Annotated in this window: 27 protein-coding genes; 16 read left to right on the top strand and 11 right to left on the bottom strand. The window is 60.4% G+C overall.

Annotated features, from left to right (window positions below):
- The first annotated feature begins 32 nt into the window (after positions 1 to 32).
- From ACZ5G6_RS12600 to ACZ5G6_RS12580, 5 genes are all read left to right on the top strand, one after another.
- Positions 33 to 1,019, top strand: coding sequence for an ABC transporter substrate-binding protein (locus ACZ5G6_RS12600; protein WP_498685845.1), 987 nt, complete (start codon positions 33 to 35; stop codon positions 1,017 to 1,019).
- 12 nt (positions 1,020 to 1,031) lie between these two features.
- Complete coding sequence (locus ACZ5G6_RS12595; protein ID WP_179018264.1) at positions 1,032 to 1,979, top strand: ABC transporter permease; 948 nt, start codon at positions 1,032 to 1,034, stop codon at positions 1,977 to 1,979.
- Positions 1,963 to 2,790 (top strand): ABC transporter ATP-binding protein, encoded by an 828-nt coding sequence (locus ACZ5G6_RS12590; protein ID WP_223932763.1) that lies wholly within the window; start codon positions 1,963 to 1,965, stop codon positions 2,788 to 2,790. Before ACZ5G6_RS12595 ends, ACZ5G6_RS12590 begins: the two co-directional genes overlap by 17 nt.
- Positions 2,791 to 3,681: 891 nt before the next feature.
- Positions 3,682 to 3,969, top strand: coding sequence for a DUF6881 domain-containing protein (locus ACZ5G6_RS12585; RefSeq protein WP_498685844.1), 288 nt, complete (start codon positions 3,682 to 3,684; stop codon positions 3,967 to 3,969).
- A gap of 736 nt (positions 3,970 to 4,705) precedes the next feature.
- Complete coding sequence (locus ACZ5G6_RS12580; RefSeq protein WP_498685843.1) at positions 4,706 to 5,002, top strand: immunity protein Imm33 domain-containing protein; 297 nt, start codon at positions 4,706 to 4,708, stop codon at positions 5,000 to 5,002.
- A 34-nt stretch (positions 5,003 to 5,036) separates the two neighbouring features.
- On the opposite strand, the gene ACZ5G6_RS12575 is transcribed toward ACZ5G6_RS12580, so the two are convergent.
- Positions 5,037 to 5,408: a hypothetical protein gene (locus ACZ5G6_RS12575; RefSeq protein WP_498685842.1), complete on the bottom strand. Its 372-nt coding sequence runs from the start codon at positions 5,406 to 5,408 to the stop codon at positions 5,037 to 5,039.
- 8 nt (positions 5,409 to 5,416) lie between these two features.
- Positions 5,417 to 6,505, bottom strand: a complete 1,089-nt coding sequence (locus tag ACZ5G6_RS12570; protein ID WP_498685841.1) for a Fis family transcriptional regulator — start codon at positions 6,503 to 6,505, stop codon at positions 5,417 to 5,419.
- 114 nt (positions 6,506 to 6,619) lie between these two features.
- Between ACZ5G6_RS12570 and ACZ5G6_RS12565 the strand changes: the two genes are divergently transcribed.
- On the top strand, positions 6,620 to 6,829 hold the full coding sequence (locus ACZ5G6_RS12565; protein WP_498685840.1) for a hypothetical protein: 210 nt from the start codon (positions 6,620 to 6,622) through the stop codon (positions 6,827 to 6,829).
- A gap of 52 nt (positions 6,830 to 6,881) precedes the next feature.
- On the opposite strand, the gene ACZ5G6_RS12560 is transcribed toward ACZ5G6_RS12565, so the two are convergent.
- The 3 genes from ACZ5G6_RS12560 to ACZ5G6_RS12550 form a co-directional block, all read right to left on the bottom strand.
- Positions 6,882 to 7,235, bottom strand: coding sequence for a helix-turn-helix domain-containing protein (locus tag ACZ5G6_RS12560; RefSeq protein WP_498685839.1), 354 nt, complete (start codon positions 7,233 to 7,235; stop codon positions 6,882 to 6,884).
- Positions 7,187 to 7,537, bottom strand: a complete 351-nt coding sequence (locus ACZ5G6_RS12555; protein ID WP_498691848.1) for a tyrosine-type recombinase/integrase — start codon at positions 7,535 to 7,537, stop codon at positions 7,187 to 7,189. The genes ACZ5G6_RS12560 and ACZ5G6_RS12555 overlap by 49 nt, the downstream gene beginning before the upstream one ends.
- A 1,477-nt stretch (positions 7,538 to 9,014) precedes the next feature.
- A complete protein-coding gene (locus ACZ5G6_RS12550) occupies positions 9,015 to 10,121 on the bottom strand; it encodes an IS110 family RNA-guided transposase (protein WP_498685838.1) in 1,107 nt (368 codons plus the stop codon).
- Positions 10,122 to 10,445: 324 nt separating this feature from the next.
- On the opposite strand from ACZ5G6_RS12550, the gene ACZ5G6_RS12545 reads away from it, so the two are divergent.
- A complete protein-coding gene (locus tag ACZ5G6_RS12545) occupies positions 10,446 to 11,186 on the top strand; it encodes an SDR family NAD(P)-dependent oxidoreductase (RefSeq protein ID WP_498685837.1) in 741 nt (246 codons plus the stop codon).
- 4 nt (positions 11,187 to 11,190) lie between these two features.
- On the opposite strand, the gene ACZ5G6_RS12540 is transcribed toward ACZ5G6_RS12545, so the two are convergent.
- Positions 11,191 to 12,075, bottom strand: coding sequence for an RNA polymerase sigma factor (locus ACZ5G6_RS12540; RefSeq protein WP_223932759.1), 885 nt, complete (start codon positions 12,073 to 12,075; stop codon positions 11,191 to 11,193).
- Between the two features lie 100 nt (positions 12,076 to 12,175).
- Between ACZ5G6_RS12540 and ACZ5G6_RS12535 the strand changes: the two genes are divergently transcribed.
- Positions 12,176 to 13,159, top strand: a complete 984-nt coding sequence (locus tag ACZ5G6_RS12535; protein WP_498685836.1) for an Lrp/AsnC family transcriptional regulator — start codon at positions 12,176 to 12,178, stop codon at positions 13,157 to 13,159.
- A gap of 76 nt (positions 13,160 to 13,235) precedes the next feature.
- Here the strand turns inward: ACZ5G6_RS12535 and ACZ5G6_RS12530 are convergent, their stop codons facing one another.
- From ACZ5G6_RS12530 to ACZ5G6_RS12515, 4 genes are all read right to left on the bottom strand, one after another.
- Positions 13,236 to 13,667 (bottom strand): VOC family protein, encoded by a 432-nt coding sequence (locus tag ACZ5G6_RS12530; protein WP_223932757.1) that lies wholly within the window; start codon positions 13,665 to 13,667, stop codon positions 13,236 to 13,238.
- Between the two features lie 89 nt (positions 13,668 to 13,756).
- The gene (locus tag ACZ5G6_RS12525) at positions 13,757 to 14,212 is read right to left on the bottom strand and encodes a VOC family protein (RefSeq protein WP_498685835.1); all 456 of its coding nucleotides are present in this window, start codon (positions 14,210 to 14,212) and stop codon (positions 13,757 to 13,759) included.
- Between the two features lie 138 nt (positions 14,213 to 14,350).
- Entirely contained in the window at positions 14,351 to 16,066 is a 1,716-nt protein-coding gene (locus ACZ5G6_RS12520) for a thiamine pyrophosphate-binding protein (protein WP_498685834.1), read from the bottom strand.
- On the bottom strand, positions 16,063 to 16,875 hold the full coding sequence (locus ACZ5G6_RS12515; RefSeq protein ID WP_498685833.1) for a cyclase family protein: 813 nt from the start codon (positions 16,873 to 16,875) through the stop codon (positions 16,063 to 16,065). Before ACZ5G6_RS12515 ends, ACZ5G6_RS12520 begins: the two co-directional genes overlap by 4 nt.
- A gap of 332 nt (positions 16,876 to 17,207) precedes the next feature.
- Here ACZ5G6_RS12515 and ACZ5G6_RS12510 point away from each other — a divergent pair, with 332 nt between their 5' ends.
- The 6 genes from ACZ5G6_RS12510 to ACZ5G6_RS12485 all read left to right on the top strand — a co-directional run bounded on the left by ACZ5G6_RS12510 (position 17,208) and on the right by ACZ5G6_RS12485 (position 22,997).
- Positions 17,208 to 18,536 (top strand): MFS transporter, encoded by a 1,329-nt coding sequence (locus tag ACZ5G6_RS12510; RefSeq protein ID WP_498685832.1) that lies wholly within the window; start codon positions 17,208 to 17,210, stop codon positions 18,534 to 18,536.
- Positions 18,537 to 18,583: 47 nt separating this feature from the next.
- Positions 18,584 to 19,723, top strand: a complete 1,140-nt coding sequence (locus ACZ5G6_RS12505) for a thiolase family protein (protein ID WP_498685831.1) — start codon at positions 18,584 to 18,586, stop codon at positions 19,721 to 19,723.
- Positions 19,720 to 20,037: a zinc ribbon domain-containing protein gene (locus ACZ5G6_RS12500; protein ID WP_498685830.1), complete on the top strand. Its 318-nt coding sequence runs from the start codon at positions 19,720 to 19,722 to the stop codon at positions 20,035 to 20,037. The genes ACZ5G6_RS12505 and ACZ5G6_RS12500 overlap by 4 nt, the downstream gene beginning before the upstream one ends.
- Before the next feature lie 32 nt (positions 20,038 to 20,069).
- On the top strand, positions 20,070 to 21,632 hold the full coding sequence (locus ACZ5G6_RS12495; protein WP_498685829.1) for an ATP-dependent acyl-CoA ligase: 1,563 nt from the start codon (positions 20,070 to 20,072) through the stop codon (positions 21,630 to 21,632).
- 60 nt (positions 21,633 to 21,692) lie between these two features.
- Positions 21,693 to 22,658 (top strand): LysR substrate-binding domain-containing protein, encoded by a 966-nt coding sequence (locus ACZ5G6_RS12490; RefSeq protein ID WP_498685828.1) that lies wholly within the window; start codon positions 21,693 to 21,695, stop codon positions 22,656 to 22,658.
- A gap of 147 nt (positions 22,659 to 22,805) precedes the next feature.
- Positions 22,806 to 22,997 carry a hypothetical protein gene (locus ACZ5G6_RS12485; protein WP_498685827.1) on the top strand — a complete coding sequence of 64 codons (192 nt, stop codon included), beginning with the start codon at positions 22,806 to 22,808 and terminating at the stop codon, positions 22,995 to 22,997.
- A 182-nt stretch (positions 22,998 to 23,179) separates the two neighbouring features.
- Here ACZ5G6_RS12485 and ACZ5G6_RS12480 read toward each other — a convergent pair whose 3' ends face one another.
- On the bottom strand, positions 23,180 to 24,160 hold the full coding sequence (locus ACZ5G6_RS12480; protein WP_223932747.1) for an AraC family transcriptional regulator: 981 nt from the start codon (positions 24,158 to 24,160) through the stop codon (positions 23,180 to 23,182).
- 367 nt (positions 24,161 to 24,527) lie between these two features.
- Between ACZ5G6_RS12480 and ACZ5G6_RS12475 the strand changes: the two genes are divergently transcribed.
- Together ACZ5G6_RS12475 and ACZ5G6_RS12470 are read left to right on the top strand one after the other, a co-directional pair.
- Positions 24,528 to 25,322 carry an SDR family oxidoreductase gene (locus ACZ5G6_RS12475; protein WP_498685826.1) on the top strand — a complete coding sequence of 265 codons (795 nt, stop codon included), beginning with the start codon at positions 24,528 to 24,530 and terminating at the stop codon, positions 25,320 to 25,322.
- A 143-nt stretch (positions 25,323 to 25,465) separates the two neighbouring features.
- A complete protein-coding gene (locus ACZ5G6_RS12470; protein ID WP_498685825.1) occupies positions 25,466 to 26,710 on the top strand; it encodes a styrene monooxygenase/indole monooxygenase family protein in 1,245 nt (414 codons plus the stop codon).
- Positions 26,711 to 26,731 lie beyond the last annotated feature (21 nt).

Genomic DNA, 26,731 nt, shown 5'->3' with positions numbered 1-26,731 from the left:
CCTTTTCCCCAACACCCCAGTAAGGACTCACTATGCGCATTATCAAGCCTTCGGCTCTCGCCGGCCTTTTCGGCGTGTCCGTTTTAGCACTCTCTGGCTGCTCAAGTCCGTCACCGGCAGAGAGCTCAAATCCGTATTCGGGCAAAACCGTCTGCATCGACCAGTACGCGACGGCCACAGCGATCACGGACATCATGGCCGGGCTGGAGACCGGCTTGGCTGACGCCAAGGCTAATGGACTCAAAGTCGTCATCGAGAACCCCAACGCTGACCCGGCCACCGAGCAGAGCATTGCTCAGAAGTTCATCAGCAGCGGTTGCGATGTCATCGGGGGAGTAGGAACTGCAGCAGCGCAGCTACAGGCGAACGCTTCCAACGGAATCCCGGTCGTGTTCCTTGCTTCGTCCACCCCGGTAGAAGCCGGCCTCGTAGCATCAATGGATGCGCCGGGAAGGCACGTCACGGGCGTGGCCGACGTCCTTGACCCAGCTCCCGATATCGACGCAATGATCAAACTGGATCCGTCCATAAAGACCATCGGTCTTATCTGGAAGACGGGTGACCCTGCGGGAGACACACTTGCGAAAGCCGCGCAGAAACACATGGATTCATTGGGTCTCAAGAACATCACATCCACCATTACGACCGGAGCCGACGTTACCCAGGCGGCTCAAAGTCTCGTAGGCCGTGTTGATGCAGTCATGATCCCGGGCGATACAACCACCATCAGTGCCGCCGCGGGAATCACTGCAGTTACAGACGCTGCCAAGATCCCGGTCTTCGGCGGGACAACGTCGGCCGTCGACGCGGGTGCAGTGCTGGCCTCCGGTTACAACTACGTCGACGTAGGCACCGAGGGCGCCAAGCTGATGCTGGGCATCTTGGATGGGAAGGACCCGGCAACCACCCCGGTTGTCATCCCCCACGTCGGAGGCTTCGACATTGCCAACGACAAACTCTCGACCTTCGGTCTTACGCTGCCTGACTCGCTTAAAGACCAGCTCTTGAAGAAGAAGTAGAACGGAAATTCTGTGCTTGAATCAATCACTATCGCAGTCCAGGTGGGGCTGTTGTACATCCCGCTCGTCCTAGGTATCTACATCACCATGGGCGTCCTAAGCCTGCCCGACTTCACGATGCAAGGATCGTTTGGCATCGGCGGAGCGACGGGAGCCGTCCTGGCGATTAATGGAGCGAACCCACTCGTCGCAATCCTGGTCGCAATGATTGCCGGGGCTCTCACCGGCCTCGTGACCGCAGCGATGCACTTGTGGCTTCGACTCAACGTCCTGCTGGCAAGCATCCTGGTCTCGGCGGCCGCATATTCGGTGGCGCTCGTCATCATGGGCAGCGGAAATCTCTCTCTGATGGGCAAAAAGAGCGTCTTCTCCTGGTTCCAGAGTCTGGGGCTGACCCCCCAGATGTCGACGATACTCGCCGGCTCTGCCATCACAATCCTTCTGAGCGCCGCAATTCTGGTCTTCCTCCGCACACAGTATGGTGTCTCCTTGATCGCCTCCGGCCAGAGTATTCAGACGGCCCGAGGTCTGGGTATCCGAACTGAATCCAGGCAGGTCGTCGGTTTGGCGATCGGCAACGGGCTCGCCGGCGTCTCGGGTGCCTTGATCGTCCAAAATCAAGGCTTCATGGACGTCACCATACAAAACGGAATCATCGTCATCGGACTCGCAGGAATGATGGTTGGGCTCAGCCTTGTTCGCACCAACAAGACGACCCTTGTCCTCATCGGACTCATCCTGGGGGTCTTCATCTACCGGCTCGTTGTGGTCTACGCGATCCAACTGGGCATCAATCCTAACCTTGTTCAGCTGATCACAGCAGCACTTGTTGTGCTCGTCGTGTGGTTGCGTAATAACGGCAACATGCTCACCGGACTTACATCCAAACGCGGACGAAACAATCTCCAAATGTCACGCGTCAAATTCTACGAGGAGGACCGTGTTGCTAGTTTCTTCTAACTCAGCCCCCGACCTGGAGATCGTCCATCTTGCCAAGCAATTCAAAGGGCTTGGCAAAGAAGTCAACAAGGTCATCACAAATTTCTCTCTGACCATCGAGAAGGGAACCACCGTCGCCGTCGTAGGATCCAACGGCGCAGGTAAATCCACGCTTCTGAACATGGTCTCGGGAACAGTTCTGCCAGACTCAGGACGGATCTCAGTCCGGGGAAAAGACATAACTTTCCTCCCTTCCTGGAAGCGGGTTCCCCTGGTTCGCCGTGTGCGTCAGAATCCGCAAGACAACATGATTTCATCGCTAACAGTTGAGGAAAACTTCGCCATGGCCCTCTCTGGTACCCGTCAGAGATACAGGCTGACTCCTGCCAGAAACAAGGCAGTTCGAGAGCTGGCCGTGAGGCAGATCGAGATGCTGGGAATGGGCCTTGAAAACCGGCTTCATGCGACCTCAGAGAGCCTCTCCGGAGGCCAAAGGCAAGCGATCGCCCTTGCCATCGCCGCTCTCGGCTCACCGGCTGTCATGCTCCTCGATGAACATACGGCGGCTCTCGACCCAAACAGTGCCCAACGAATCAAGGAAGTCACTGAGCGCATCGTGAAAGAGTCTGGAACAACAGCTCTCATGGTTACTCACGACATGGCGCATGCGCTCAAACACGCCGACCGGCTGCTCATGCTTCACGCGGGAACCATAGTCATGGATCTGAACAAGGACGAAATGCAGCGCCAGAGCGTCCAGCAGATCTCCGCGCAGTTCGCCGCCCACGCGGGGGAGTCCCTACCTGACGAAACAATGCTGACCGCATCGTGAACGGGTACCGTCTCCGGTTCGGTGCACGACTAGAGCGCTAACCAGTGAATGCAGGTGGTGGGCGTAGGACTCATGTAGAGGCTGCGCCCACCACGCCATAGGCCCTCGAGTCGTGCGCTGTGCCCACCCGGAGAGCGCGCCGCCACAAGCCACGTGATTTTCAGCCCTTTGACAGCAGGTAGTACTCATGATCGAGATGTACAGATATGACGGCTGGTCCCTCCTACGAGGTCACTTCGTGGCGGTAAGACGTCGGGACAACGTTGTGCGGAGAGGTTTCATCGAAGAGGCCACTTCAGATTCGGAAGTTATGTGGCTGACCGCAGACGGCACTTGCACTCGACAGATGTTTGAGAAGGCCGAGGACTACGAAGTTTGGGTTTGCGTGAACGCCGCCCAGCCTCAAGTCCCGGACGAGAAAGGAGCCTTGAAATGAAGAAGCGCAGTAATCATTGGGCCCGGACCGGTGAACATTGCCCTATGACAGGGTGGTGGAGCCCCAACGCAGAAGGCCAGCGCACGATGTTTCTGAGCGAGGGCACCTTGATGCCTCCAGCAAAAAGCGAACCGACCACCTGGCGGATGCTACAGCAGCCATCCCTCGGGACACTGCCGGCGTACCACCCCCTCTATGACCTACCCGCGACTGGGCGCAATCAGACCGGACCAGCTTAGGCTCCATTGTGTGGTCGTGCGCAAAGTCGCGCACAATACGCCCTTTAAGCGGCGCCAATTTGAGTCTCATGGAGAGTCCCCGGCCGGTGGGCTCTGGGAGCTGCTTCCGCTCTCGTTCAACTGGCATGCACGGTTATTCATGAGGCGGGAGTAGACCGTTTTGTCGCACGTGACGTTCAACTAAGTCATTTGGGGTCAGGGCCCTATGGTGTTGCTATGGAATGGTACCAACGAGTGGAATGGCACCACGGCTTCGACGAAGAGCCGATCGTGATCTATAGCGAGATAGATGCCAAAGGGTTCGAGACGCGCAAAGTCGAACAGTTCCGGGACGGCTCCACCACCTTCGCGGACGAATTAACGGCCACTGGGAGCAGTTGGCTCTCGGAAGTTGCCCTTCCTTCCTTGGAGGAGATCAACGAGCAGTCTGAGTTCAAAGCAGAGCCGATCGCAGCATCGACTTTCGAAGCCGTCTGGCGATCCGCTCACGAGGAGCGTGGGTAAACCTTCAAGGTCGTTATTTGCGTGCGGCAATGTATTGAGCATAAGCGGCGGCCGAGTCTGTGGCGTGGCGTTCGATGGTTTTGGGGGAGTAGCCGAGGGTTTCGGCGATGATGGCCACGGGTGCGAGTTTGGTGAGTTCGTGGCGAGTTCCAAGTCGTGCGGCCCGCGTGCTGAACAGCTTGCTGATGCGTGTTGTGAGGTGCCCGGGGTGGATATGTCGGCCGGGATGCGTTCGGGGGTGGCGGTGACCAGCCGGTAGACCTGGCTCTCAGAGAGGTTGATGCCGCGGGATCTCAGAAGGGGCATCAACTCGGTGGTCTTCCAGAGGTTGCGCTTCGCCATGAGGGCGCGCAAGTTCCATCCGTAGCCAGGGTGCGTCAGGTAGGCGCAGAACATCGCCACGGCATTGTTGTACGAGCGCAGCGTCGTCAAGCTGATCGGCTTCTCACCGGAACGCAGCCCGGCCAGAAATTCCTCAATGTCCATTGGACGCCATTGCCACGGAAATTCACCCGTGAACTCCTGGAACCGTTCCAGCAACTGGCAGCGCTGCTTGATGGTCTGCGTCGTGAGCCCACGGGCCAGCATCTGTGCCCGCCAGCCATAACGCCAAATTCGTCAAGGAACGGGAGTTCTCGCATCCACTTCTACTCCCGTGCTTGGACTGGCAGCGGGACGTGTTGATGTGGGACGAGTTCATGCCGTCTCGGTGACGTCTTCCGGGCAGAATGGCATTATGCCGACTAATGAACAAATGGACGTGCTCGGTGCGTCACGGTCCCTGATCGTGAACGAATGGGATTGGCCGGTGCACGGACTTCGCCACCCGCCCTCTGGTGGCACAAGTGGTTGGTACGTCTGGACGGGCGAACTTTCAAAGGAAGATGACTTCTTTCGGCCTTGGCATGCGTCTCATCTGGTGGAGCGCTGCCCTGAACTCGGGCATCTGCTGGATCTGCCGCCCGGGACTCGCTTCTTGGTCGCGCCTGGCTATGAAGACATATGGGAGGACCCTTCGCTGCTCGATATCTAGTGGCCCACGGTAGGTCCGAGCACGTCGAAAGCGACTACCAGCGTGGAACCTCTAGGGGCTGATCCTTAATACGGACATCCGAGCATCGGATGGAGATTCCTGCTTCTTCGGACCACAGCATGAAATCAATCAGCCAAAGGGCCGCAGCGTGATCGTAGTCAGCTTCGACCTGGGTGACCTCGGCATACGACCAAGGCCCTGGGATGTTGCTGGTGAAACGGCATTCAACAACATCACTGCAGATCACTAGGTAGTCTTCGGTCACGCCCGTGTCTAGGACGCGGATCCGGAACTCGCTGCGTTGAGTGATGGGGTCCAGTGCGAAGTGGGTAAGGATGCCACCCCACAAATTATTAATTGCTGCGATGGGGGCGCTTCCTCGTTGAGCGCTATCTTCGGTGTTCATTGTTCTGCTTAAGGACCTTTCTGGCTCTGGGCCCTGGCTACTGATTCGATGTATTGGGCGTAGTTCGCTGATGAGTCGATGGCGTGCCGTTCTATGGTGATGGGGGAGTATCCGAGGGCTTCGGCGATGATGGCAACGGGGGCGACGTTGGTGAGTTCGTGGAGGGTTCCGAGCCTGGCAGCTCGGCTGCTGAAGGCTGTTCTGAGTCGTTCGGTGAGGCTGGAGGCTCGGAGGTGTTTCCCGGGTGAGCCGCCGTGGAAGACCCAGTTGCTGTTGGGGTGCGCGGCGGTCTGATCATGAGTGGGGGCGGCAGCCAACGCGCGCCAGGGTTCATCGAGAGGCCGTGTGAGGGCAATCTCGACGCTTCCGAGGGTGATGGTGACTTCCTCGTCGGTGACCGTGACGTGGTCCCAGGTGAGTTTGACGACGTCCGAGATCTGCTGGCCGAAGACCAGGACGAGGATCGCGGCCGCGCGGTCTCGTGGGCTCATTTCGGTTGTGTGGGTGAGGCTCTGGACGATTTCCTGTTGTGTGGCTGCATCGAGTCGGGGGCTGGTGCCGCGGCGGTGGGGTTGCAGCTTCAGGGCCGGGTCGATGAGGCTGGTTTTGGTTGCCCAGTCGAGGAAGCGTGAGGCGATTCCCCGGGTGGTGGTGCCTTCTGCTTGCCAGCGGTCCAGGTGTGCCTGCGTCATGGTTGGCAGGCCGGTGTTGTGTTCGGTGAGCCAGTTGAGCAGTTCGATGGCGACCGTGACTGATTGTTTGGCTCTGAGGAAGGTCCCTTGGGTGACTTCGTCCATTTGGTTCATGCGGCGTTGGTGGTGCCAGCGGATGTAGCGGCGGATCACGTCGCGATGATTCTGGGTCGTGACTCTGCCGATCGCTTGGCCGGCCCAGCTGGTGAATCGTGTGCTGAGCTCGTCACGGCGGGGCAGAACGTTGTGTTCAACGAGGAGGCCGCGGACGTATTCGCGGGTTGGCGAGGCGGGCAGCTGGTCGAGGCCGGCGTGGGTGATGTCGGGAGACGCCGCCAGTTCGCGGAGGAAGCCGGTGACGTGGGGCTGCTGGATCCAGGTGAGGCCGCTGTTGGCTCGTTTCATGGATTTCAGCGCTGTCGCGATGGCTTGCAGTTCAGGGGAAGGACCATGCTCTTCCCGTGTGAGGAGCCGGTCGACTGTTGCTGAGAGGACGCATGCCCAGCAGCGGTTTCCTGAGTGGATCTCATCTTCGTTGCCGCAGCCGATGCAGTCGATATTGAGTTTGACGTCGGAGCATTTGCGGCAGGCCGGGAGCATGTCTACCCGGCCGGGCAGGATACCTTCGTGGCCGCAGGCGCAGGTGCCCCGGGTTCGTTTGGCTTGTTGGTAGCAGTAACCGCAGATTCCGCTGTCGGGCCATCGAACGACGATTTGGTGGTGTTCTGAGCAGCGTCCGCAGGGTTCGGGCCATTTCGTGGGGTCGCTGGGTTTCCGGGGTCTAGGCATCTTCGTCCGGTGGCAGGACCCTGATCCGGCGTGCGACCGGTGAGCCTGGCTGGATTCCGAGGTCTTCTGGCCGTTTGGGGGCGTTGGCGGTCTTGGCCGCGCGCATCTGGACGTAGGGTTCGAACAGGTCGTTGGGTGTGCATTCGAGGATGTCGCAGAGCGCTGCAAAGGTCTGGGCGGGGATGCGTTCCGGGGTTCCTGTGACGAGCCGGTGGACCTGGGCGTTGGAGAGGTTGATGCCGCGGGCTTTGAGGAGGGGGAGAAGTTCGGTGGTTTTCCAGAGGTTTCGTTGGGCCATCATCTGCCGAAGGTTCCATCGGTAGCCGATCCGTCGCTGTTCAGCCATGGGCCGTTCCCTTCGTCAGTACCGCTGCCGCGTAGCCGCTGAGCGATCATCTTTTGGATGGTCTTCTGTTTGAAGTCCGCCGACACGGAAGTATAGAGGGCCGTGGTCGATGAGTAGCTGTGACCGACTTGCTGCTGGATAAACAACGGATCGTAGCCGGCCTCGATCAGGTGGGTGACGTAGGAATGCCGCAAAGTGTGAAGGGACAGCTCCTCCGGCAATCCAGCGGTTTTCCTGATGCGTTGGAAAGCCCGGTCGAAGTTGCGATAAACGGTGGAACCAGAGCGCTCCGAGGGCCACATGCTGGCTGAACGGTCCGCGGTAGCGAAGCGTTTGCGGCCATCGGGGAGAGCCAGTACTCCAACTGACCGACGACCCAATCGAACTCCGGGACGGTCAGTACGGTCCGGCGCCGGGGCCCTGAGCCTTTTGTTCCTTTGGCCCACCGCACCTGGAGTGCACCGAACCGGCCGAACTGTTCAACGTGGGGGTTAGGGCCGAAGTCGACGTACTCGAGCATAGTCAGTTCCCGACGGCGCAGCCCGTAAGCGTAGGCAACTTTGAACGCCGTCGAATCCCGCAACGCCGGCAACCAACGCTTGGAACGTTTGGCGAACTCCGTATCGACCACATCGTCAGCGACGTCGAAGAACGTTTGCAGCTCTGCCCGGGTGAAGGCCCTGCGGCGGGGCGGCATGGCATCGTCAGTGGTATGCCGCGGTGAGTTCCACTCAAATACGACCTGTACCGGGATGTCGGCGAACACCCGTTCGCAAAACGCTGCCCACCCGTAGCGCCCGTCGGTCAGGTACGCGCAGAACGCCTTGATAGCTCCCGCGTTGGACCTGAGAGTGGACAACGCCAGGCCCTTCTCTGAACTGCGCCGGTCCGCAAAGAACTCGTCCACGTGGTGTGCCGACCATGTCCACGGATACTCGTTCGCGTGCTCCTGGAACCGCTCAACGACGCTGCAGGAGCTTTTGATATACGCGGTCGAGAGCCCGCGTGCCAGCATCTGCGCCCGCCAACCATCAAGCATCGCCTCGAAAACCCGGTCTTCAGCCCGCAGCAGCCTAATGTTCTCAGTGTTCAGAAAGGCAGGAATCCGCCCAGGTTCGATGTTCACATGCCAAACTCTACGCAAGAATCTCTCATTTAATGAGAGATTACGCTGCTATTGCGCGCAATAACGCGCCCGAGCCGCCCGCCGCCGTTCAAGGCGATCGCGAACGCACCCATCCCTGACGTGGGAAAACGCTAAATGACAGGATTGGACGAGTTATCTCATCTACTTCTACTCGTCCCACTCGAACGCCGATAATCTACATTATGTAAAGTAGTGGTTTTTCGTATCTCATCAGATGGATCAATCAGTCCCTCTCCTGCTCACCTCGCCGTCGACGCCATAGCTTCAGACGTGCTCTGGCGTTCGGCACAGCTAGGCGTCACTGTATGACTATGCAATCCCCCAACTAATATGTAGTTTCGTTTGTCAATGGGCGTGGGGAAGCGATCCCGGGTTGGTTCCGGGGTCGCTTCCTTTTTGGTCCGGGGGTGTGCTTGTGTTCGGGGGGTCCAGCGTGTCGTTGGCGACGGCGTGGTCAGACTAATATGCGCGGGTTGATTACCGCAGGACGAGGTGTCCGGCCTGGAGATTATCGCTTCTCTAGGGATCGGGCGTGGCCTTGATGGTTGCCCATAGTTGGGTCGCGGGTTGCTCCAAGCGCTGCCGGTGTAACCGGTGGTCCCCTCCTTTTGTGCGGGTGCTCCCCCGGACGTTTAGAGGTTTTGGTGTTGCGTTGTCCGTTGGGCTTCACTGGCCAGTGACCAGCACCACCCGGCAAGTTCGCGGGCGATCGCGACATCGGCGATCACGGGACGTTTCCGGTGTTCCTGGTAAACGAGCCAGCGTTCGTGGAGGCGTTTGTTGCCGGCTTTGCCACGGGCTCTTGCCCAGGGGGTTGCCGCTTCCCAACGGGACAGCAGCTCTTTGGAGGGGTGGGTGTAGGCGCGGCGGTGGTGCCAGGCCGCTTCGACCAGGAGCCTGCGGGCGTGGGTGTTGCCTGTTTTCGTGATGGATCCCTGGGAGCGGTGCCCGCCAGATGAACTCTCGCTGGGAACGAGTCCGAGATACGCGCCTATCGTCGAGCCGGTAAAGCGGGTCCAGTCGCCGATTTCGACGGCCAGACCGAACGCTGTCAGCGTGGAGACACCCCGCAAGCACTCCAAAGAGCGCACCACGGGAGTGTATTCGCTGTCATAGGCCATGGTCCGGATGGCTTGATCGGCCCTGTCACGGCGGACAAGTGTTTCAATGACGGACTCCACGGCGAGGTCGTAGGCCAGTTGCAGTGCCGGTGAGTCAAAGTTCTGGGAGTAGAGCCAGGACAAGTGCTCATGGGTCCAGGTTCTGCCGCCGGTGTAGTGGATGCCTTGGCGCAGCAGGAGTTTGGAAACCCGGTGCCGGGCGCGCATCAGATCACCACGGATATCCTCGCGGGCACGGACCAAGTCCCGGGCAGCTTCCTGAGAGGGGCTCGGGACCGTGACCTCGGTGATCTGGTCCAGTTTCAACAACCGGGCCAGATGCAAGGCATCGTTGCGGTCTGTTTTGACCCTGTCCCCGGGCGGGCGTTGGAGTTTCGAGGGAGCCGCGACCAGACACTCGATCCCAGCAGCCAGCAAAGCCCTTGCCAGCGGAAAACCGGTAGGACCGGCCTCATACACCACCTGGCACGGGCCCGGCAGTGTCTTGATCCATCCCAGAATCTCCTGATGGTCCGGCGTCAGCCGTGCCCGGGAAATCTCGCCGGTCTGACCATCAATCGCGCACGCGACGACAGTCAAAGCGTGGACATCCAAGCCCACATGAGTACGCTCAAACATAGCTGGAACCTCCAAACTTCAAATGTGGCTCTACCCCCCTAAAACGAGTCTGGGGCAACCCACGGGATGCTTTGAAGAGAAGGTTCCAGCCCCACACCCATAGCCCTGGCCCGCCGGAACCCCCACCCCACACGTCCTTCTGATACGGGCCAGACCCGGCCGGGCAAGGCTCCGGAGCGCCATCAACAAACAAACCCCCCGAAGGCCCGCCCAAAGCTGGCGCTCCGAAACCTTGCCCGGCGACAATCGCCCCCTCAGAAGGAAACCAACCAGCCAAACCGCAGCCAGCCCATACATATCGTCTAGAGAATTGGAGGCGGCACGATGGCAAGTGAACGTAATGTCTTGGTTACGGGTGGCGCGCGAGGAATCGGCCGATCCATTTCCGAACATCTCTCAGGACTTGGCTGGAAAGTTGTTGCAACATACAACACCGGCCTCGACGAAGCCAGGGAACTCAACCGCACGCACGGGGTAGACATGCGCCAGCTTGATCTGACAGATCGATCCCGGACGCGGGACTTCGTTCGACGGATCCGTGATGAATTTCAGTTTCATGCGCTGGTCAGCAATGCCGGGATCCTTGAAAAGGAGTCCTTTGAGGAATTCACGTTTGACGTGTGGGACAAAACCTTCGAGGTAAATGTCACCGCACCCCTGATCCTTGCCCAGGAAATCGGCCTCCGTATGCCTCGCGGTGGGAGCATCGTTAACATAGCCAGTATAGACGCGCACATCGGGTCCTTCCGCAGCATCGCTTACTCAGCCAGCAAGGCAGCTCTTCTGTCTGTCACCCGCAGTCTCGCCAACGTGCTTGGCCCCCGTGGAGTTCGAGTTAATGCTGTGACTCCCGGCTGGGTTGACTCCGGCATCCCGACCGAACGTTACGAAGCGGCACGTCTCACTCCGTTGGGTCGCAATGGCAGCCCGGAAGACATAGCCAGGATCGTCGCATTTCTTCTCAGCTCAGATGCATCCTTCATCACGGGCGCTTCCATCGTCGCTGATGGCGGTTACACCGGTGTGGATTACTTCATGAAGAAGGAGAATGATTCCCTCGGCTGAGCGCTCAGCCGAGGAAGGCAAACTCCGAGGCACCCGTATTTCCAGCGTGGGCGCCGGCATGTTTCATTCGTGACTGAACGTCCACCAACTCAGCCACCACACCTGTGCATTGAAGGCAATTGTCCAAGTGGTGGCGAACCTTGTCGTGGGCCGTCCGGCGCACTGCATTTCGGACGTATTTGCCTAAGTAGCGGGAAAAGTCCGCGCAAGGGTCCGTCGCTGATTCCTGCACATGTTTTTGCAGGTATGCCTGGCGGAGACCTTCCCGTGCCCGGATGAGCAATGACGACACAGCGTTTGGAGTCAGTTCCATAGCCCGGGCCGCTGTAGCCGGCTTCATTCCCTCAACGTCCACGTGCCAAAGTACGGCCTGCCAGCGGGATGGCAGGGAACGGAACGCCAGCATAAGGATCGTATTCTCGAAGTCTTTGAGAACAGGATCATCGTTAACATCCATGACCTGACTCTCAACGCCATTCACCGTCGCCGCTGCTCGTCTGCTTTGAAGATTGCGGCGGTGCGACATTCGCCGGACGGTGGTCAACAGATAAGCCCTGAATGAGTCCACCGGTCCCCTGCCACCCAGCAGGGATTCCAGGATCGATGCAAACGCCTCGGAGACCACGTCGTCAGCATCCGTTGGATTATCCGATTCAGTCCGGGCGACATAGGTGGCGATGCTTTGGTGCCGGCGAAAAAGCTCCTCGTAGGATCCAGAGTCACCCCCGCGCACGGAAGCAAGCAGAAATGTTTCACTCTCGCCCGCCACTATTGGGTGTGTGCCCAGTCCCCTCCCCTGCTGGCTAAGTGCAGGCTTCGGAAGCACTTGTACTTGCTGAGCCGTCGTGGAAGATTGGACGCGGCCGAACGGCAGGATGGGAGCAAGCATGGCTGCCTTCCGAAGTGTTTGAGTGGTGACGCCTAGAATCTAGGCAGCAAGTGATTGGTCACACTCAAAACGCAGGCAATTTGTTGGAAGTAGACGTTCCATGCAGGATTTCGACTTTGATGAACGGGACCTCAAACTCCTGCATGCCCTTCAGATCCGCCCCCGGGCACCATGGACGGCATTGGCACCTGGTGTGCGTGCCGATGCAGTCACCTTGGCCCGACGCTGGAATTTTCTTTCCGGTGAAGGGCTGGCATGGGTAGCAACCTATCGTGGGCGAGGTTCCAATGTCGCCTTCGCCTTGGTGGAAGTTGAGTGCTCGCCTGCCAGCATGGCAGCAGTGACCGAAGAACTCGCGGCGGAGCCGGATGTGCTCTCAATAGATCACACCGCAGGTGGCAGGGATATGGTCATCACCGTCGTGTGCCGCGATGAGGCAAGCCTTGGACGGTTCATTTTGGACCGCCTGCCAACCGTGAACGGAATCCGCAGCACAAGAACCCATCTCGGCATCAATCTGGTGGCCGACGCCCGGAGCTGGCGCTTGCGCTCCTTGCAGGACCACGAGGTAAAACTCATAGAACGCGCAGCACCTCAACCAAGTCCGGCCGTGAAGGGCGCATCGGCGGACCTGGAAGAACAACTTTTTTGGATCCTACGCGCTGATGGTCGGGCCTCGATTACTGAAATATCCCAAAAGCTGGGAATCAGCCCACCGCGCGCGAAGAGCGCCCTCGGGGCAGCCCTTGCCCAGGATCGGATCGTTGTCCGGCTGGAAATCGCCCGTACATTGTCTCCTTGGCCGGTCAACGTTTGGTACTTCCTTCGTGTCCCGGCCACGCAGGTGGAGGCAGTGGCGGCCAGGTTGGTCGGCCTAGGAGAAGTGCGTCTGGTGGTCACCACTGGTGGGCTGTATTCGATTGTCATGTCGGTGTGGCTTCGCCGGCTTGAGGACATGACAATCTTGGAGCGGCAACTGGGCGAACGATTGCCCATGGTGGAGATCATGGACCGTTCCGTCGTATTGCGCACCCCCAAGCACGTCGGGGTCAGGCTGGATCCTTCGGGACGACGGATCATGTAGGTGCCCGGACACGCGAATACCTCGTCCAGCGCGCACTGGATGAGGCATTCGTTGTTTCGTCGTTCCGCGCGGCCTGCTACTGCTCCTGTTGTTGCGCTCCTGCAATGTTGACCAGCCACGCGATGCCAAACTTGTCCACGCACATCCCGAAAGTGTCGCCCCAAGGTGCGCTTTCCAGCGGCATGGTGACGGTACCGCCGTCGGCCAGTTTGTCCCAGTAACCACGAAGCTCGGCCTCGTCCTCGGACTGGCCGCTTAGCGAGACCGACATGTTGTTGCCGGGGTTGTAGTCCATGCCGTTGGGCGTGTCAGCGGCCATTAACGTCAATCCGTTGGGGGTCACCAGCATGGAGTGCATGACCTTCTCAGCTTCGGCGGGGTCTTCGCTCGCCTGGTATTCGCCGAAAGTGCTGAGTGTCAGTTCGCCACCAAAGACGGACTCGTAGAAGTTGATTGCGTCCCTGGCATTGTCGCGGAACGAGATATACGGGTTGAGGCGGGTTGTCATTAGTCAGTTCTCCTCATGGTTGTAATCGGTGCGCACGTCACCGTGCGGTAATGCTAGCAGCGCCCAAGGCGCCTGTCCCCCCCAAACTTTCAGTCGCCGTCGTACGCCCTTTGCAGAACGTTGATATCCAGCTTGCGCATCTTCAACATGGCCTCCATTGCCCGCTTGGAACCAGCTGCATCCGGACCGTTCAAAAGCCTGGGCATCTCAGTCGGGACGATCTGCCACGACAAGCCAAACTTGTCCTTCAACCATCCGCACTGGCTTTCTTCTCCCCCTTCCAGAAGCGCATTCCAGTAACGATCCACCTCGTCCTGCGATTCGCAGTTCACCACAAGGGATACTGCCTCGTTGAAGGTGAAGGCCGGTCCCCCGTTCAAGCCCATGAAATGGCGGCCTTCAATTTCAAAGTCCACGGTAAGGACCTGCCCATCTGGTCCGGGCATCGATGTAAGGATGGACGAATTGTCAAATGTCGATGTGTAGAACTCCGCAGCCTCTGCCGCTGTGCCGTCAAACCACAAACAGGTGGAAATCTTCTGCATTCTGCAAGTCCTCCAGGATCGTGAGGAACCTCTTGTCCCCCGACCGAGGCTAGTCGCGAGCGTTCGCATGCACAACGCCTAAAAAATCTCCACGGAACGGTTCGTTGCCGGCTCTCCTAAACGCCCGGACGTTCCGCCTCAATGACCTTTGAAGGCCTCGGCCAGCCACCACGCGCCACCATCAGAAGCGATCCGGGCGTCAATGACCAGGGGCGCATTCTGTGCACCCGCAACCCATTCCTCAACCGGGGCCAGATCAGCGAGGCACCGGACCGTTACGGCCGTGGCACCGTAGCCTGCTGCGATGGATGCGATATCTGTCGTAGGAAAGCGAACCACTTCCAGGTCTTCATCATCCGCATCGAAGTGATGGACCTCGGCGCCGTACGCGGAATCGTTGTAGACAATTACCACCATCGGGATCCGCTCACGGACCAGCGTCTCCAGTTCGGAAATGGCCATGAGGAAGCCACCATCGCCGGTGCCAAGGACTGGCAGGCGTTCGGGGTGGGCAATTGCAGCGCCGATCGCAGAGGAAAGCCCCAGACCGATCGACTGAAAGGCCTGCGTGAAGCAGAATCCAAACTCATCGGGAACTGAGAGATAGGTGCTCGGGTACCCCATGAAATTGCCGGAATCAACGGAAACAATCCGGTTGGCCGGCAGTATTAGGTCCAACTCGCGGCTGAGCACCCGGGGATCAATCGCCTCGGCAGTGGATAGGTCCGCAGTTTCGACCGAGTTCCAGCGGGCATGCCGAGCGATCCGGTCAGCCATCTGTGGGGTACGCAGGCCAACCGCTTGGTGTCCGGCAGAACGCAGTTCATTAAGCACAGCTAAAGCTGTCTCGCCGCAATCACCCAGTACGCCCAGGTCGATGGGTCGGTTTGCCCCCAGTGCTGAGTCATCAAGGTCCACCTGCACCACTTTTGTTCCAGGCCCAATCAGCGAACCATGGCGCATCGTCCACATGTTCAGCGCGCAGCCCCAGCCGACGATCAAGTCCGCTTCCCGCACGGCATCCGCAGTGAAAGGCGAGGAGAATCCGCCGGAAATACCCAGGCTGTACGGGTCGCCGTTGAAGAGACCGTGAGCGACTGCAGAGGTCGCCACGAGTGCTCCCGCAGGTTCGGCGAGCGCCGCGATTTCCGGGCCTGCTTCGCGGCCTCCACGGCCGGCCACGAATACCGGCTTCTTCGCTCCTTGGATGAGCGCCGCCAGCTTCGTGACTGCCGCCTCTGAGGGCCTAACACGTTGGCGGGGTTCCAAAGGCTCCGTGAGGCCGTTTCCTATCGGCGCTTCCATAGTTTGGATGTCTGTGGGCAGGGAAAGGACCACTGTGCGGCGTTCATTAACTGCTGTCCTGTAGGCCCGGATGGTATCTGCTACCGCGCTTTGCGGCGAGTGGATCCGCTCCGCCACTGCGCCGACGCTCCGGGCAAGTGCATCCTGATCGATCGTGAAGTTGGACCTGACGGCGGATGCAGCAGTGTCCGCGGTAACGACGATCATTGGGGTGCGGCTCTTGGCTGCCTCGCCGATGCCGGTCACAGCATTGGTCAGCCCGCAACCCTGATGCGTAGTGACAACTCCGACCTTGCCAGACATCCTGCCGTAGGCGTCGGCCATGGTGGCGGCGCCGCCTTCGTGCCTTGCTGCGGTATAGGGCACCCCTTCCCGGCGGAGCGCGTTTGTCACGACGAAATTTCCGCTGCCTACAACTCCGAAGACGTGACCGATGCCAAGCCGGGCGAGGGTGATTCCAACGAGTTCGGCCACGCTGTCGCAGCGGGATGTGGCGCTCGGCGGGGTGACGTCCTCGTTGAGTACCGGGCTGCCGGTGGTGATAGTCATCGTGTTTGTCCTTCTTTGAGCGCGAACACGCGGGCTGGGCTTCCGGTTCCGCCGACGATTGGCAGGGGCGCAACGATGAGGATTGCTCCGGTTGGGGGCAGTTGGTCCAGGTTTTGCAATGAGGTGACTCCGTACTTGTCGTTCCCCAGCAGGAAGTGGTGGGCGGGAAAAGGGGGGTGCTGTCCTCCTGCAGCCCCTGCATCGATACCAACTGTTTCCACTCCAATGCCGGACAAAGAGGACTCCTCGGCAATCCATCGAGCGCATTCAACTGCGAGCCCAGGAGAGTGTGGGCCGTTCTTGTCCTTGTTCAGGAAGCGTTGGCGGTCTTGGGAGCGCTTGTCCCACCCAGTTCGAATGAGCAGCCAGCCGCCTTCGGGCAGGGGCCCGTACGTTTCCTCCCAAGTGCGGATGTGGTGGATATCGAGGAGAAAGTCGGAGTCGGCAGCGGCTTCGGCGCTCACGTCGAGGACGAGAGCCGGGCCAATGAGCCGGGTGGGTTCGATCTGGGCGACGTCTTTGCCGCCACGCCCGGTGATCCAGTGCACGGGTGCGTCCACGTGGGTGCCGATGTGTTCGCCGGTGTGGATGTTGTGATGCTTCCAGAAAGGGCCTGGGCTGTTGTATGCGGAAACCTCCTCAAGGCTGAAGTCAATAAGGTTTGCGAAGGGCTCCGGCAGTTCCAGAGTGGGAGTGTTCCTTGAGAGCCGGGTAGTCAGATCAATGACATCAATCCTGCCTGCGACGAGGCCGGCAAGTACCTGGGCAAGGCTGCCTTGGCGCACGCCAATATTGGTGCTGGTTTCCATGAGGGTTTCCTTGGGTGTGGGTTCGCCGTCGATGAGGGCGTTGGTGGCCCGTGGCGGTTCACAACGGGACTTGTGGCTGCGACATTAGCAGCACATTCACATCCGCCGGAACAGTGTTTTGGTCCCAATCGCAAGGGTTACCCGGAAAGGCATATCCCCTGGCTAAACAGGCATTCGACGTTCCCCGGCCCCCGGAGGAAACTGAAATCAGCAGCTGTAACGCCCATCACAATCGACTGTTTCGATCATTAAACGGACAACCCTGGTCCACAGAGTTACGGCCAGGACGCCGGTCCGTGATCGCCAGAGTTTTTCGCACTAAAGGAGCAACAATGTCCCATCACCACCACACCCTGCCGGGGCAACGTCCCGGCGTCCGTCGGTACGTTGTTGCCTCGCTCGTGGGCAATGCCCTGGAGTGGTATGACTTCTTCCTCTACGCCACTGCTTCGGCAGTCGTCTTTGGCCGGTTGTTTTTCCCTTCCGACGTCGACCCGCTCGTTGGTACCATGGCCGCCTTCGCCGGTTTCGCCGTCGGGTTCGCTGCCCGTCCTCTGGGCGGCATCATTTTCGGGCACATCGGGGACAAACTGGGGCGCAAGCGTGCTTTGGTCATGACGCTATCCATCATGGGGATCAGCACTGCCCTCATGGGCCTGCTGCCTACCTATGGCCAAGTAGGGCTGTGGGCCCCTGCCTTGTTGATCCTGTTGAGGGTTGTCCAGGGCATTGCCGCAGGTGGCGAGTGGGGTGGAGGCGTCCTGCTGATCAGCGAGAACTCCTCCAATTCCCGGCGGGGTATGCTCTCCGCCTTTAGCCAAGGTGGAATTTCACTTGGTTTCGTGTTGTCTTCGCTTGTCTTCTTCCTCGTCCAGTTGATGCCGGATGCCCAGTTCCTGGCGTGGGGCTGGCGCGTTCCGTTCCTCCTGAGCGTGGTGCTGCTCGCGGTGGGTGCCTACATCCGCTTCCGGCTGCCGGAAAGCAAGGAGTTCACCGCCACCAGCCACAACAAGCAGCACCGTCTCCCTGTGCTTGCCGCCATCAAAACCCACCCCCGGGAAATCCTCGTTGCCATGGGACTTCGCGTGGCAGAGAACGGTGGTTCGTATATATTCCTCTCCTTCTCCATCGCCTACGGAGTTCACGTGGGCGTGGACAAAGGCCTGCTGCTGATGGCCGTGGCAGTATCGATGCTTGTCTCATTTGGAACCTACATCTTCTTCGGCCACCTCTCGGACCGGATTGGACGGCGTCCGGTCTACGCCCTAGGTGCAGTTGGCATGGGCGCCATGGCATTCCCGTTCTTTTCGATGATTGATTCCAATACCCCTGCCGTGGTCATCCTGGCTTTCCTCTTGGGCAACGGCCTCTGCCACGGGGCAATGATCGGAACGCAGCCAGCGTTTTTCCACGAACTGTTCTCCGCCGAGGTCCGCTATTCCGCAATGGCGATCGCCCACGAGCTCGCTGCGGTCTTCGCCGGCGGATTCGCTCCGTTGATCGCTACAGCTTTGCTCCTGCAATACGGTTCCTCCGTCCCTGTATCCCTTTACGTGATTGGCCTGGTCCTGGTCACGCTCGTAGCGCTTGCCTTCTCCCGTCATGGCATCAAAGTCGACCAGAAGGAAGAGGCTGGCCGCGAGGCAGAAGTCCTCTCGTAGGCAGCCAAGATCCTTCTGCTCTGCTTTCATTCTTAGAAAGGATGGCCATGACGGTCTCCATCATCGGGACTGGGCAGTCCCCGTACACCCGGCACCCTTCAGCAGGCACAACCACCTCCCAGGTTATTGCCCGGGCTGTGAGCAAGGCACTGCATGATGCCGGCCTCCAAACCAGTGATGTGGACGGGTTTGCGGTATCCAGCTTCACGCTCGCACCCGATCACGCCATTGACCTTGCCTGGCGCATGGGCCTTCGCCTCTCCTGGCTGATGCAGGACACCAACGGCGGGGCCAGTGCAGGCGGAATGCTCCAGCATGCCGTCCGTGCCATTGAAGCTGGCGACGCCAACGTTATCGTCCTGGCCGCCGGCGACCTCATGGACCAGTCCGCGTTCCGGCGCCTTGTAGCCAGCTACAACAAGGCCACTGAGGAACACCTGGCGCCCTTGCCACTGAACGGACCGAATGCACTCTTTGCGATGCTCACTTCCCGCCAGATGGAGCAGCTCGGACTCTGCCGTGAGGATTACGGACGCATCGCAGTGGCGCAGCGCCAATGGGCCATGGATAACCCGGCCGCCGTCTACCGCAAACCACTGGGCATGGACGAATACCTTAACGCCCCGATGGTTGCCACCCCCTTGGGCCGCTACGACTGCGTACCTCCTGTTACCGGGGCGGACGCCGTAGTTCTGGTGGCAGATCGGAGCCAGGGAACTCCGCACGCCAAAGTCCTTTCCGTGGGGGCCTCCTACAACTCCGACCAACAATCCGACGACGGCCTGGCAACGGGGCTGCAAGCGTGCGCAGCCAACTGCTGGGAGCAGGCCGGAATAGGCCCCGGCGACGTAGGCCTCGCGTGCGTCTATGACGACTATCCGGCAATGGTGGTGGCGCAGTTGGCGGACTTGGGCATTCTTTCGGACCGGGACAACCCTGCCGACTTCATCGAGCGCCGTATTGCGACGCGGTTGTTGCCCGTGAACACTTCCGGAGGCCAACTTTCGGCGGGGCAGGCTGGGGCAGCGGGCGGCATGCATGGACTTGTTGAAGCCGCCGCCCAGCTAATGGGGCGTGCAGGGGCCCGCCAAGTCACGGCACGCCACGCAGTGGTCAGTGGGTACGGAATGGTCCTCTACCGTTACGGGGCCTGTGCCACGATGTCGGTGCTGGAGGCAGCCCAATGAGCGCCGCCATCCAAGCCTGCCTCGCCTGCGGGAGCCTCTTCTTTCCCGAACGCCTCATCTGTCCAAGCTGCGGAAAGGACGAGTTTTGTAAAGTCCTGGCCGAGCACGCAGACGTTACGCAGACAACGCAACTGGCCGACGGCACGCTCCTTGCCACGGTAACCGTCGCGAATGGGCCTCAACTTATTGCCCGGGTGATGGGCGGCACGACAGTGCCGGGTGAAAGCCTGCCGCTCACCAACAACCCAAACGCCGGCCCCGGCGTCCACGCTTATATACCTGTCCGCTTAGACATAAATGAGGATCAGCCATGAACCCTCGGGTAATCGACCCAAGCCCCCGTCCAATGACTATCCCGGAAATGCTCCTGGAACGAGCCCGGAAAGCTCCGAACGCGCCGCTGTATCGCTGCGGTGAAATTCGCCGGGACGGCCAGATGATGGCTGATGCCGCCGCCCGCACCGGTGGGCTGCTGCGCAGTGCCGGGATCGAGGCTGGTCAAACCGTGGTCCTGATGTCCTCCAACCGCACAGAGCTGCTCGATTTCATCTTGGGCTGCGCCTGGATCGGCGCCATCGCTGTCCCCGTAAATACGGCAAGTAGAGGCGAACAGTTGCGGCACGTCCTGGCCAATTCCCGGCCCGCGCTGGTGGTCGCCGAAACTGAACTGCTGCCACATATCGCCGCACTCGGTCCCGTGCCGAACCTTCAGAAGGTGTGGGCACTTGACGGCCCGACGGCGGACCTCACCACGGTTTTCGAGGTCACCCCCGTCCCTGAACCGGTTCCCGCAGTGGAACCTGTGGCTGCGGCGCCGGCAGACACCGCTGCCATCCTCTACACCTCGGGCACAACGGGGGTATCCAAGGGTGTCCTGTGCCCCCAAGGTCAGTTCTATTGGTGGGCCGAGAATATGTCAGACCAGCTGGGACTCAGGCCTGACGACGTGCTCTATACCTGTTTGCCGCTGTTTCACACGAACGCCCTCAATGCCTTCATGCAGGCCGTCGCCTGCGGAGGCGAGTATGTACTCGGTCCCCGGTTCTCAGCTTCACGATTCTGGGCAGATGCATCATCGGCGGGAGCCACCGTGACATATCTTCTCGGCGCGATGGTGGGAATACTCGCCAGCAAGGAGCCTGGACCTGGCGACCGGAGCCACCACATTCGTCTGGCCCTGTCCCCCGCTACGCCTGCCCGGCTGGTGGAACCCTTTCAGGAGCGGTTCGGAGTGCTCCTCCTGGATGGCTACGGGTCCACTGAGACGAACTCGGTGATCGGGTCCACGCCCAAGCAGTGGCGTCCAGGCTACATGGGCCAGGTGCGGCCAGGATTCTCCATCCGCGTCGTAGACGGCCACGGAGTGCCCGTTCCCAATGGGCAACCGGGTGAGCTGCTCATCCGCAGTGACCAGCCCCATGCCATGGCCACCGGCTACCATGCCATGCCCGAAGCGACAACGAAGGCGTGGCAGGATCTTTGGTTCCATTCCGGAGACAGGGTCGTCCTGGAACAAGACGGGTGGGTCCGGTTTGTTGACCGCATCAAGGATGTCATCCGCCGCCGTGGGGAGAACATCTCCTCAGTCGAGGTGGAGCAGGTCCTGCGGCAGCATCCCGCCGTCCAGGAGGCCGCCGTGTACGCAGTCGATTCCGAACTCGGTGAAGATGAGGTCATGGCAGCACTGGTCCTCCGTGAGCCCGTGGATTTTGCCGAGTTATGCCAATTCTGTGTTCCGCGGCTGGCTTCCTTCGCAATCCCCCGTTTCCTGCGAGTCGTAGATACACTGCCCCAGACGGAAAACGGCAAGGTCCGCAAACAGGTTCTTAAAGCCGCTGGCCGGGAAGCGGCCCAGTGGGACCGGGACGTCGCCTCTCCGCGCCGGGCCGCGGCTGCGGGCACCCGCTGATTGCCCCTCCCGTTGCCGGGTGGCAGCAGCCCGCAGGATATCGACCCGTAGGATGAAGACATGGACCTGCGGGCGCTGCTGACCACCCACGTAAAGCTCCGCCACCTTGTCATTGTGCTCACCGTCGCGGAGCACGGCAGCTTGGTCCGGGCGGCCGAAGAACTCTATCTAACGCAACCGGCGTTGAGCCGCGCTTTACGGGAAGCCGAACACGCGATCGGAGCGCCACTTTTCGAACGAACGGCGCGCGGGATGGTCCCTACGCTGGCCGGGGACGCATGCCTGGAGCATGCAAAGGCCATCGTGGGTCATCTCAGCACCCTGCGGCGCCGGGTAGAGGAACTGGCCGACCCGGCGTCGGGCCTTGTTAAGGTGGGCGCCCATGTCACCGGCGCCAATCTCCTGTTGCCGCGGGCTGTCGCGCGCCTCACCACCGAAAAGCCACGCGTGGAAGTCCGTCTCCGCGAAGCGCCTCCTGAGACGCTGATCCAGGAACTGGGCAATGGTGACCTGGACCTGCTGGTAGGCCGTGTGACTGACCATCCCAGTACAGCCCGGTTGCGGCTCGTCCCCCTGTACCGGGAGGACTTTCGCATCGTCGCCGCCCCATGGCACCCTGCCCACGCTATGCCGGAGGTCTCCTTGCAGGACCTGGCAAAACACCGATGGGTGGTGCCCCTGGCCAACACACCCCTTCGGGATGAGCTCGAACAGAACTTCCGGAATGCTGGACTCGCCCCTCCTGCACAACAGGTCGAATCCGGTGCTCCGGCCACCGTGCGTACGCTGGTGGTTGAGGCAGGATTCCTCGCCCTCATGCCGGAGTCCATGGCGTTGGCGGAACCGGATGTGAAGATACTCAGCCTTCATCTGACCGGGCTCGCCCAACAAGTAGGCCTGTTGCTCCATCCGGACAGGCCCTTGGCCCCCAGCGCGGCACTCCTGGCGGAGAAACTCCGGGAAGTAGGGGACGAGATGGCGCGGGAACTTGCAGAGCGGGCGACCGATCCCCCAGCAGAAGGCTGAACGAGGTCAAGGCGAATGGCTCCCTAGCTATTGTCAACAATTGACGATAAAATGAGGCTGCAACCCGTCCTTGAAAGGTAGCCCCATGCGACAAAGTCGTCGCGCATCGCCCTGGAAATTATCTGAGCCTGGAAAGGTTCCACCGCCGTGCTCAGCGTGAGCGTCATTATCGCCGCTGCGCTCGTGACCAGCTTCAGCGCAGTCTCCTTTATGCCGCGGGGCGCGTCTGGCCGCTTGCGGCGTTTCAAGGAAGGGTCCCTATGGCAGGCCGGCATCGGAATCCTCGCACTGGCGTCTGTACTCCTTGCCCTCAACATTCAACTGGGGGCGTGCCGGTGACGGAATCGCCGTCAAGTACTTTCCCCCGCCGGATGGAAACAAACGGTAAGTAACGCGCCTCGGGCTTGGGACGCCGTGGCACTTGGCACAAAACGGCCATACGTCAGCGAAGAACGCAGTTCAACGGAGCCTGCGGTGGCCGGGTGGCAAGCAGACAACGCAGCGGGTCCTGGTGGGCCAGGTTAGCGGCGAAGGCTCTCTGAAGGAAGCTCGCCGAACGTGTCAAGGTAGAGGGCCGAGAAGCGCCCCTGATGGGAGAAACCGCAGCGCTCCGCGATGGAGACAATTGTCTCCTGTCCGGGGGCGGCAGCAAGAAGCAGTTCCCGGGCCCGGTCCAGGCGCACCCTTCTCAACAATTCCGACGGCGTTGCCCCCACCTCGGAGCGAAGAGCCAGTTGCAGGGTGCGCACCGACACGCCCAGGTTTTCGGCGATGTCCGGAACCGCGAGCTCCTCAGAGGCATGCCGTTCCAGCAGTTCCCGGAATTGTCGTATCAAGCGGCTTTCCGAGGCGGGGCTGGAGTGGTCAACATCCGTCGCCGGATCCATTGCCAGGAGCAGCCGAGAAACCATCGTGTCCGCAAGGAGCTTCTGGACAAAGCCCGGAGCTGTTCTTGGCTCCTGGCTGATCATGTCGTCGTGGAGTTCGACGACGGACCTCAGGAAGGCCCGCCCCGCGGGACCCGTGAGGTCCATGGCATAGCCGAGCTTCACGCTATTCTCCGGATCGCGGCCATAGAGTTGAGCCGCTACGGAAGCAAGCGCGAGGCGGCTCACGTAGACAATCAAGTGAGGGGTTCCACGATCCCACGTCATGGTGAACGGGCGGTCGATCGGCGGAACTGTCGCGGTTTTGGGGCTGGAATCTACGGACGACGAGCCCACTTCCATGTGTGCATGGCCCGCAAGGGGAATCTGGATCAGATGGAAGTTCTCCAGGCCTTCCGGACTGATTCGAACGTCCGCGCCATAGTCCAGGAATTCGATGCCAATATCGCCCCGGTGCAGGGAGCGCAGTTTCATATCCACTGACGTCCCACGGGTCTGCGGAACGAGATCGTGGCCGCAGAACAAATCGGCGATCTTCTGATGGGCATCATCCACGTCCGTCGTGGTCACTGTTGGGCGACCCCTGAGGACATCACGGGGAAGGATCCTCACCATCGCGCGTTCCTTCCCAGGTTTTCGTTTTTCGGATGAGCCCTGCGCCAAGCGGATAGACCCGTTTTTCGCCTCTGAATAGAGTCGCTCTTAGAACAAGTATGACGCACGTCATAGAAACGCAGCAATGAAACCCGATGGAAGGGGTGAGCAGAGATGAAGAACGTCAAGCTGGTGCAGGAACGCCGAATCGAGTGGGAGCGGACTCATCCGAAGCCCGCGCCAAGGCCCACTGTCAAGTAGGCAGATTCCCTCTCAAGTAGGCAGAATCACCGTCGAATAGGCAGTAAGCAGCCACTCCCTCGGCAATGACGAGCGTCATGCATAGAGACAACTTCCACCCCATGGATTCACTACGAAAGGTTTGGCCATGTCAGCACTCTCGGGCAGGACCGCAGTCGTCACAGGCGGCGTCACCAAGATCGGCCAAGGCGTCGCCAGGGCGTTGCGCGATGCCGGTGCCACCGTTGTGGTCGCCGACATCGACGCCGACGGCGGCGCCCAGCTCCACACGTTGGGAAGCGACATCAGCTTTTCACTCACTGACATCACAGATGACGCAGCCGTAGCGCGACTCATGGACGATACGGCAGCCTCGCACGGAGGCATCGACATCCTCGTTAACCTGGCCTGCACCTACAGGGATGACGGTGCGGCATCGGACCGGAACGATTGGCTTCAGGCGCTGAACGTCAACGTCGTGAGTGCCGTCATGGCAAGCAACGCGGCGCGCCCCTACCTCAAGGCATCCCGGCACGGAGCCATCATCAACTTCACCTCGATTTCGAGTTCCGTTGCCCAGACAGGCCGCTGGCTCTACCCTGCGGGCAAGGCCGCCCTCGTCCAGCTGACCCGGAGCATGGCAGTAGATCTCGCCGACGACGGCATCCGTGTCAATTCGGTCAGCCCTGGATGGGTGTGGAGCAACATCATGGACACCCTGTCCGGCGGCGACATTGATAAGACAGATTCGGTGGCAGCCCCATTCCACGCCCTGAAGCGGGTGGGACGGCCAGAGGAGATCGGAGCCGTGGTCGCTTTCCTCGCCAGCGACGCTGCCAGCTTCGTGACAGGAGCCGATTGGGCCGTCGACGGCGGCTACTCCGCTTTGGGACCCGAGCGCGCCGAAGAAGCCATCCCACTCCTCGCCGCCGAAAAGAGGTGACGACACATGAATGACATCAGACTCGTACACATCAGTCTCCCCGGCTGGGAACAAACCCATCCCGAACGCACGCCGAGGCCCGGCCAAATATCCTCCCCCATCATTTACGGATGCAGAGACAGCAGAAAGACAAGGTCAACACTATGACACAGCGCCACATCACCATCGTCGGAGCAGGGCAATCGGGCCTGCAACTTGGCATCGGTTTGCTCAAAGCCGGATTTGGGGTCACCACGATCTCCAACCGCACCGCCGAAGAAATCCATGAGGGAAAAGTCTCCTCCAGCCAGTGCATCTTCCACGATGCCTTGGAACACGAGAGGGCGCTCGGCCTGGACTTCTGGCCTGAAGCTCCCACCGTTGACGGAATATCGTTCACGATCCCCCACCCTGAAGTTCCTGGTGAGAAGGCCATCAGCTGGGCATCCCGACTGGATAACCCGGCCAAGTCCATTGACCAGCGGGTCAAGTTCCCGAGGTTCATGGAAGAGTTCGTGGCGCAGGGAGGCGAGCTCGTGTTCGAGGACGCCGGCGTTGAAGAACTCGAGCGGTACTCCCTTAGCTCCGATCTGGTGATTGTGGCTGCCGGCAAGGGAGAAATTGCGCAGCTCTTCACCCGTGATGCCCAGCGCAGCGCCTATGACTCACCGCAACGCGCTTTGGCGTTGACGTACGTCACGGGAATGGAGCCCAGGGCAGAACACTCGGCCGTTTCCTTCAACCTGATTCCGGGGGTGGGCGAGTATTTTGCCTTCCCGGCGCTCACCACCACCGGTCCGTGCGAAATCATGGTTTTCGAGGGCATCCCGGGCGGACCCATGGATTGCTGGAAGGGCCTGACTCCCGGGGAACACCTGGAGACGTCCAAAAACATCCTGAAGCAGTACTTGCCGTGGGAAGCCAGTCGGGCGTCCGACGTCGAGCTGACCGATCCCAACGGGTTCCTGCAGGGCCGGTTCGCACCCACTGTCCGCCATCCCATCGCCACGCTTCCCAGCGGCAAGAAGGTCCTGGGACTTGCCGACGTCGTGGTCCTGAACGACCCCATCACCGGCCAGGGCTCCAACAACGCCAGCAAATGCGCGGCTTCCTACTTGCAGAGCATCGCGGCGCACGGCGAAGGTGCCTTCGACGCGGCGTTCATGCAGGCCACTTTCGAAACGTACTGGAACTATGCACAGCACGTAGCACAGTGGACGAACGCGCTGTTGGCTCCGCCGCCCCCGCACGTCCTTTCGCTTCTGGGAGCGGCCGGTCAGTCGGCCGAAATCGCCCACCGCTTCGCTAATGGATTCAACAACCCGCCGGACTTCCAGGAATGGTTCATGGATCCGGATAAGGCAGCTGCATACCTTGCAAGCGTGAACGCCGCCGTACCCGCGACCTGAGCGTCGCTCCAATCCCCCTGG

The sequence above is a fragment of the Arthrobacter sp. TmtSoilC51 genome, assembly GCF_055388015.1.
The sequence above is the reverse complement of the archived record's forward strand: the minus strand, read 5'-3'. Positions and strand labels throughout refer to the sequence as shown.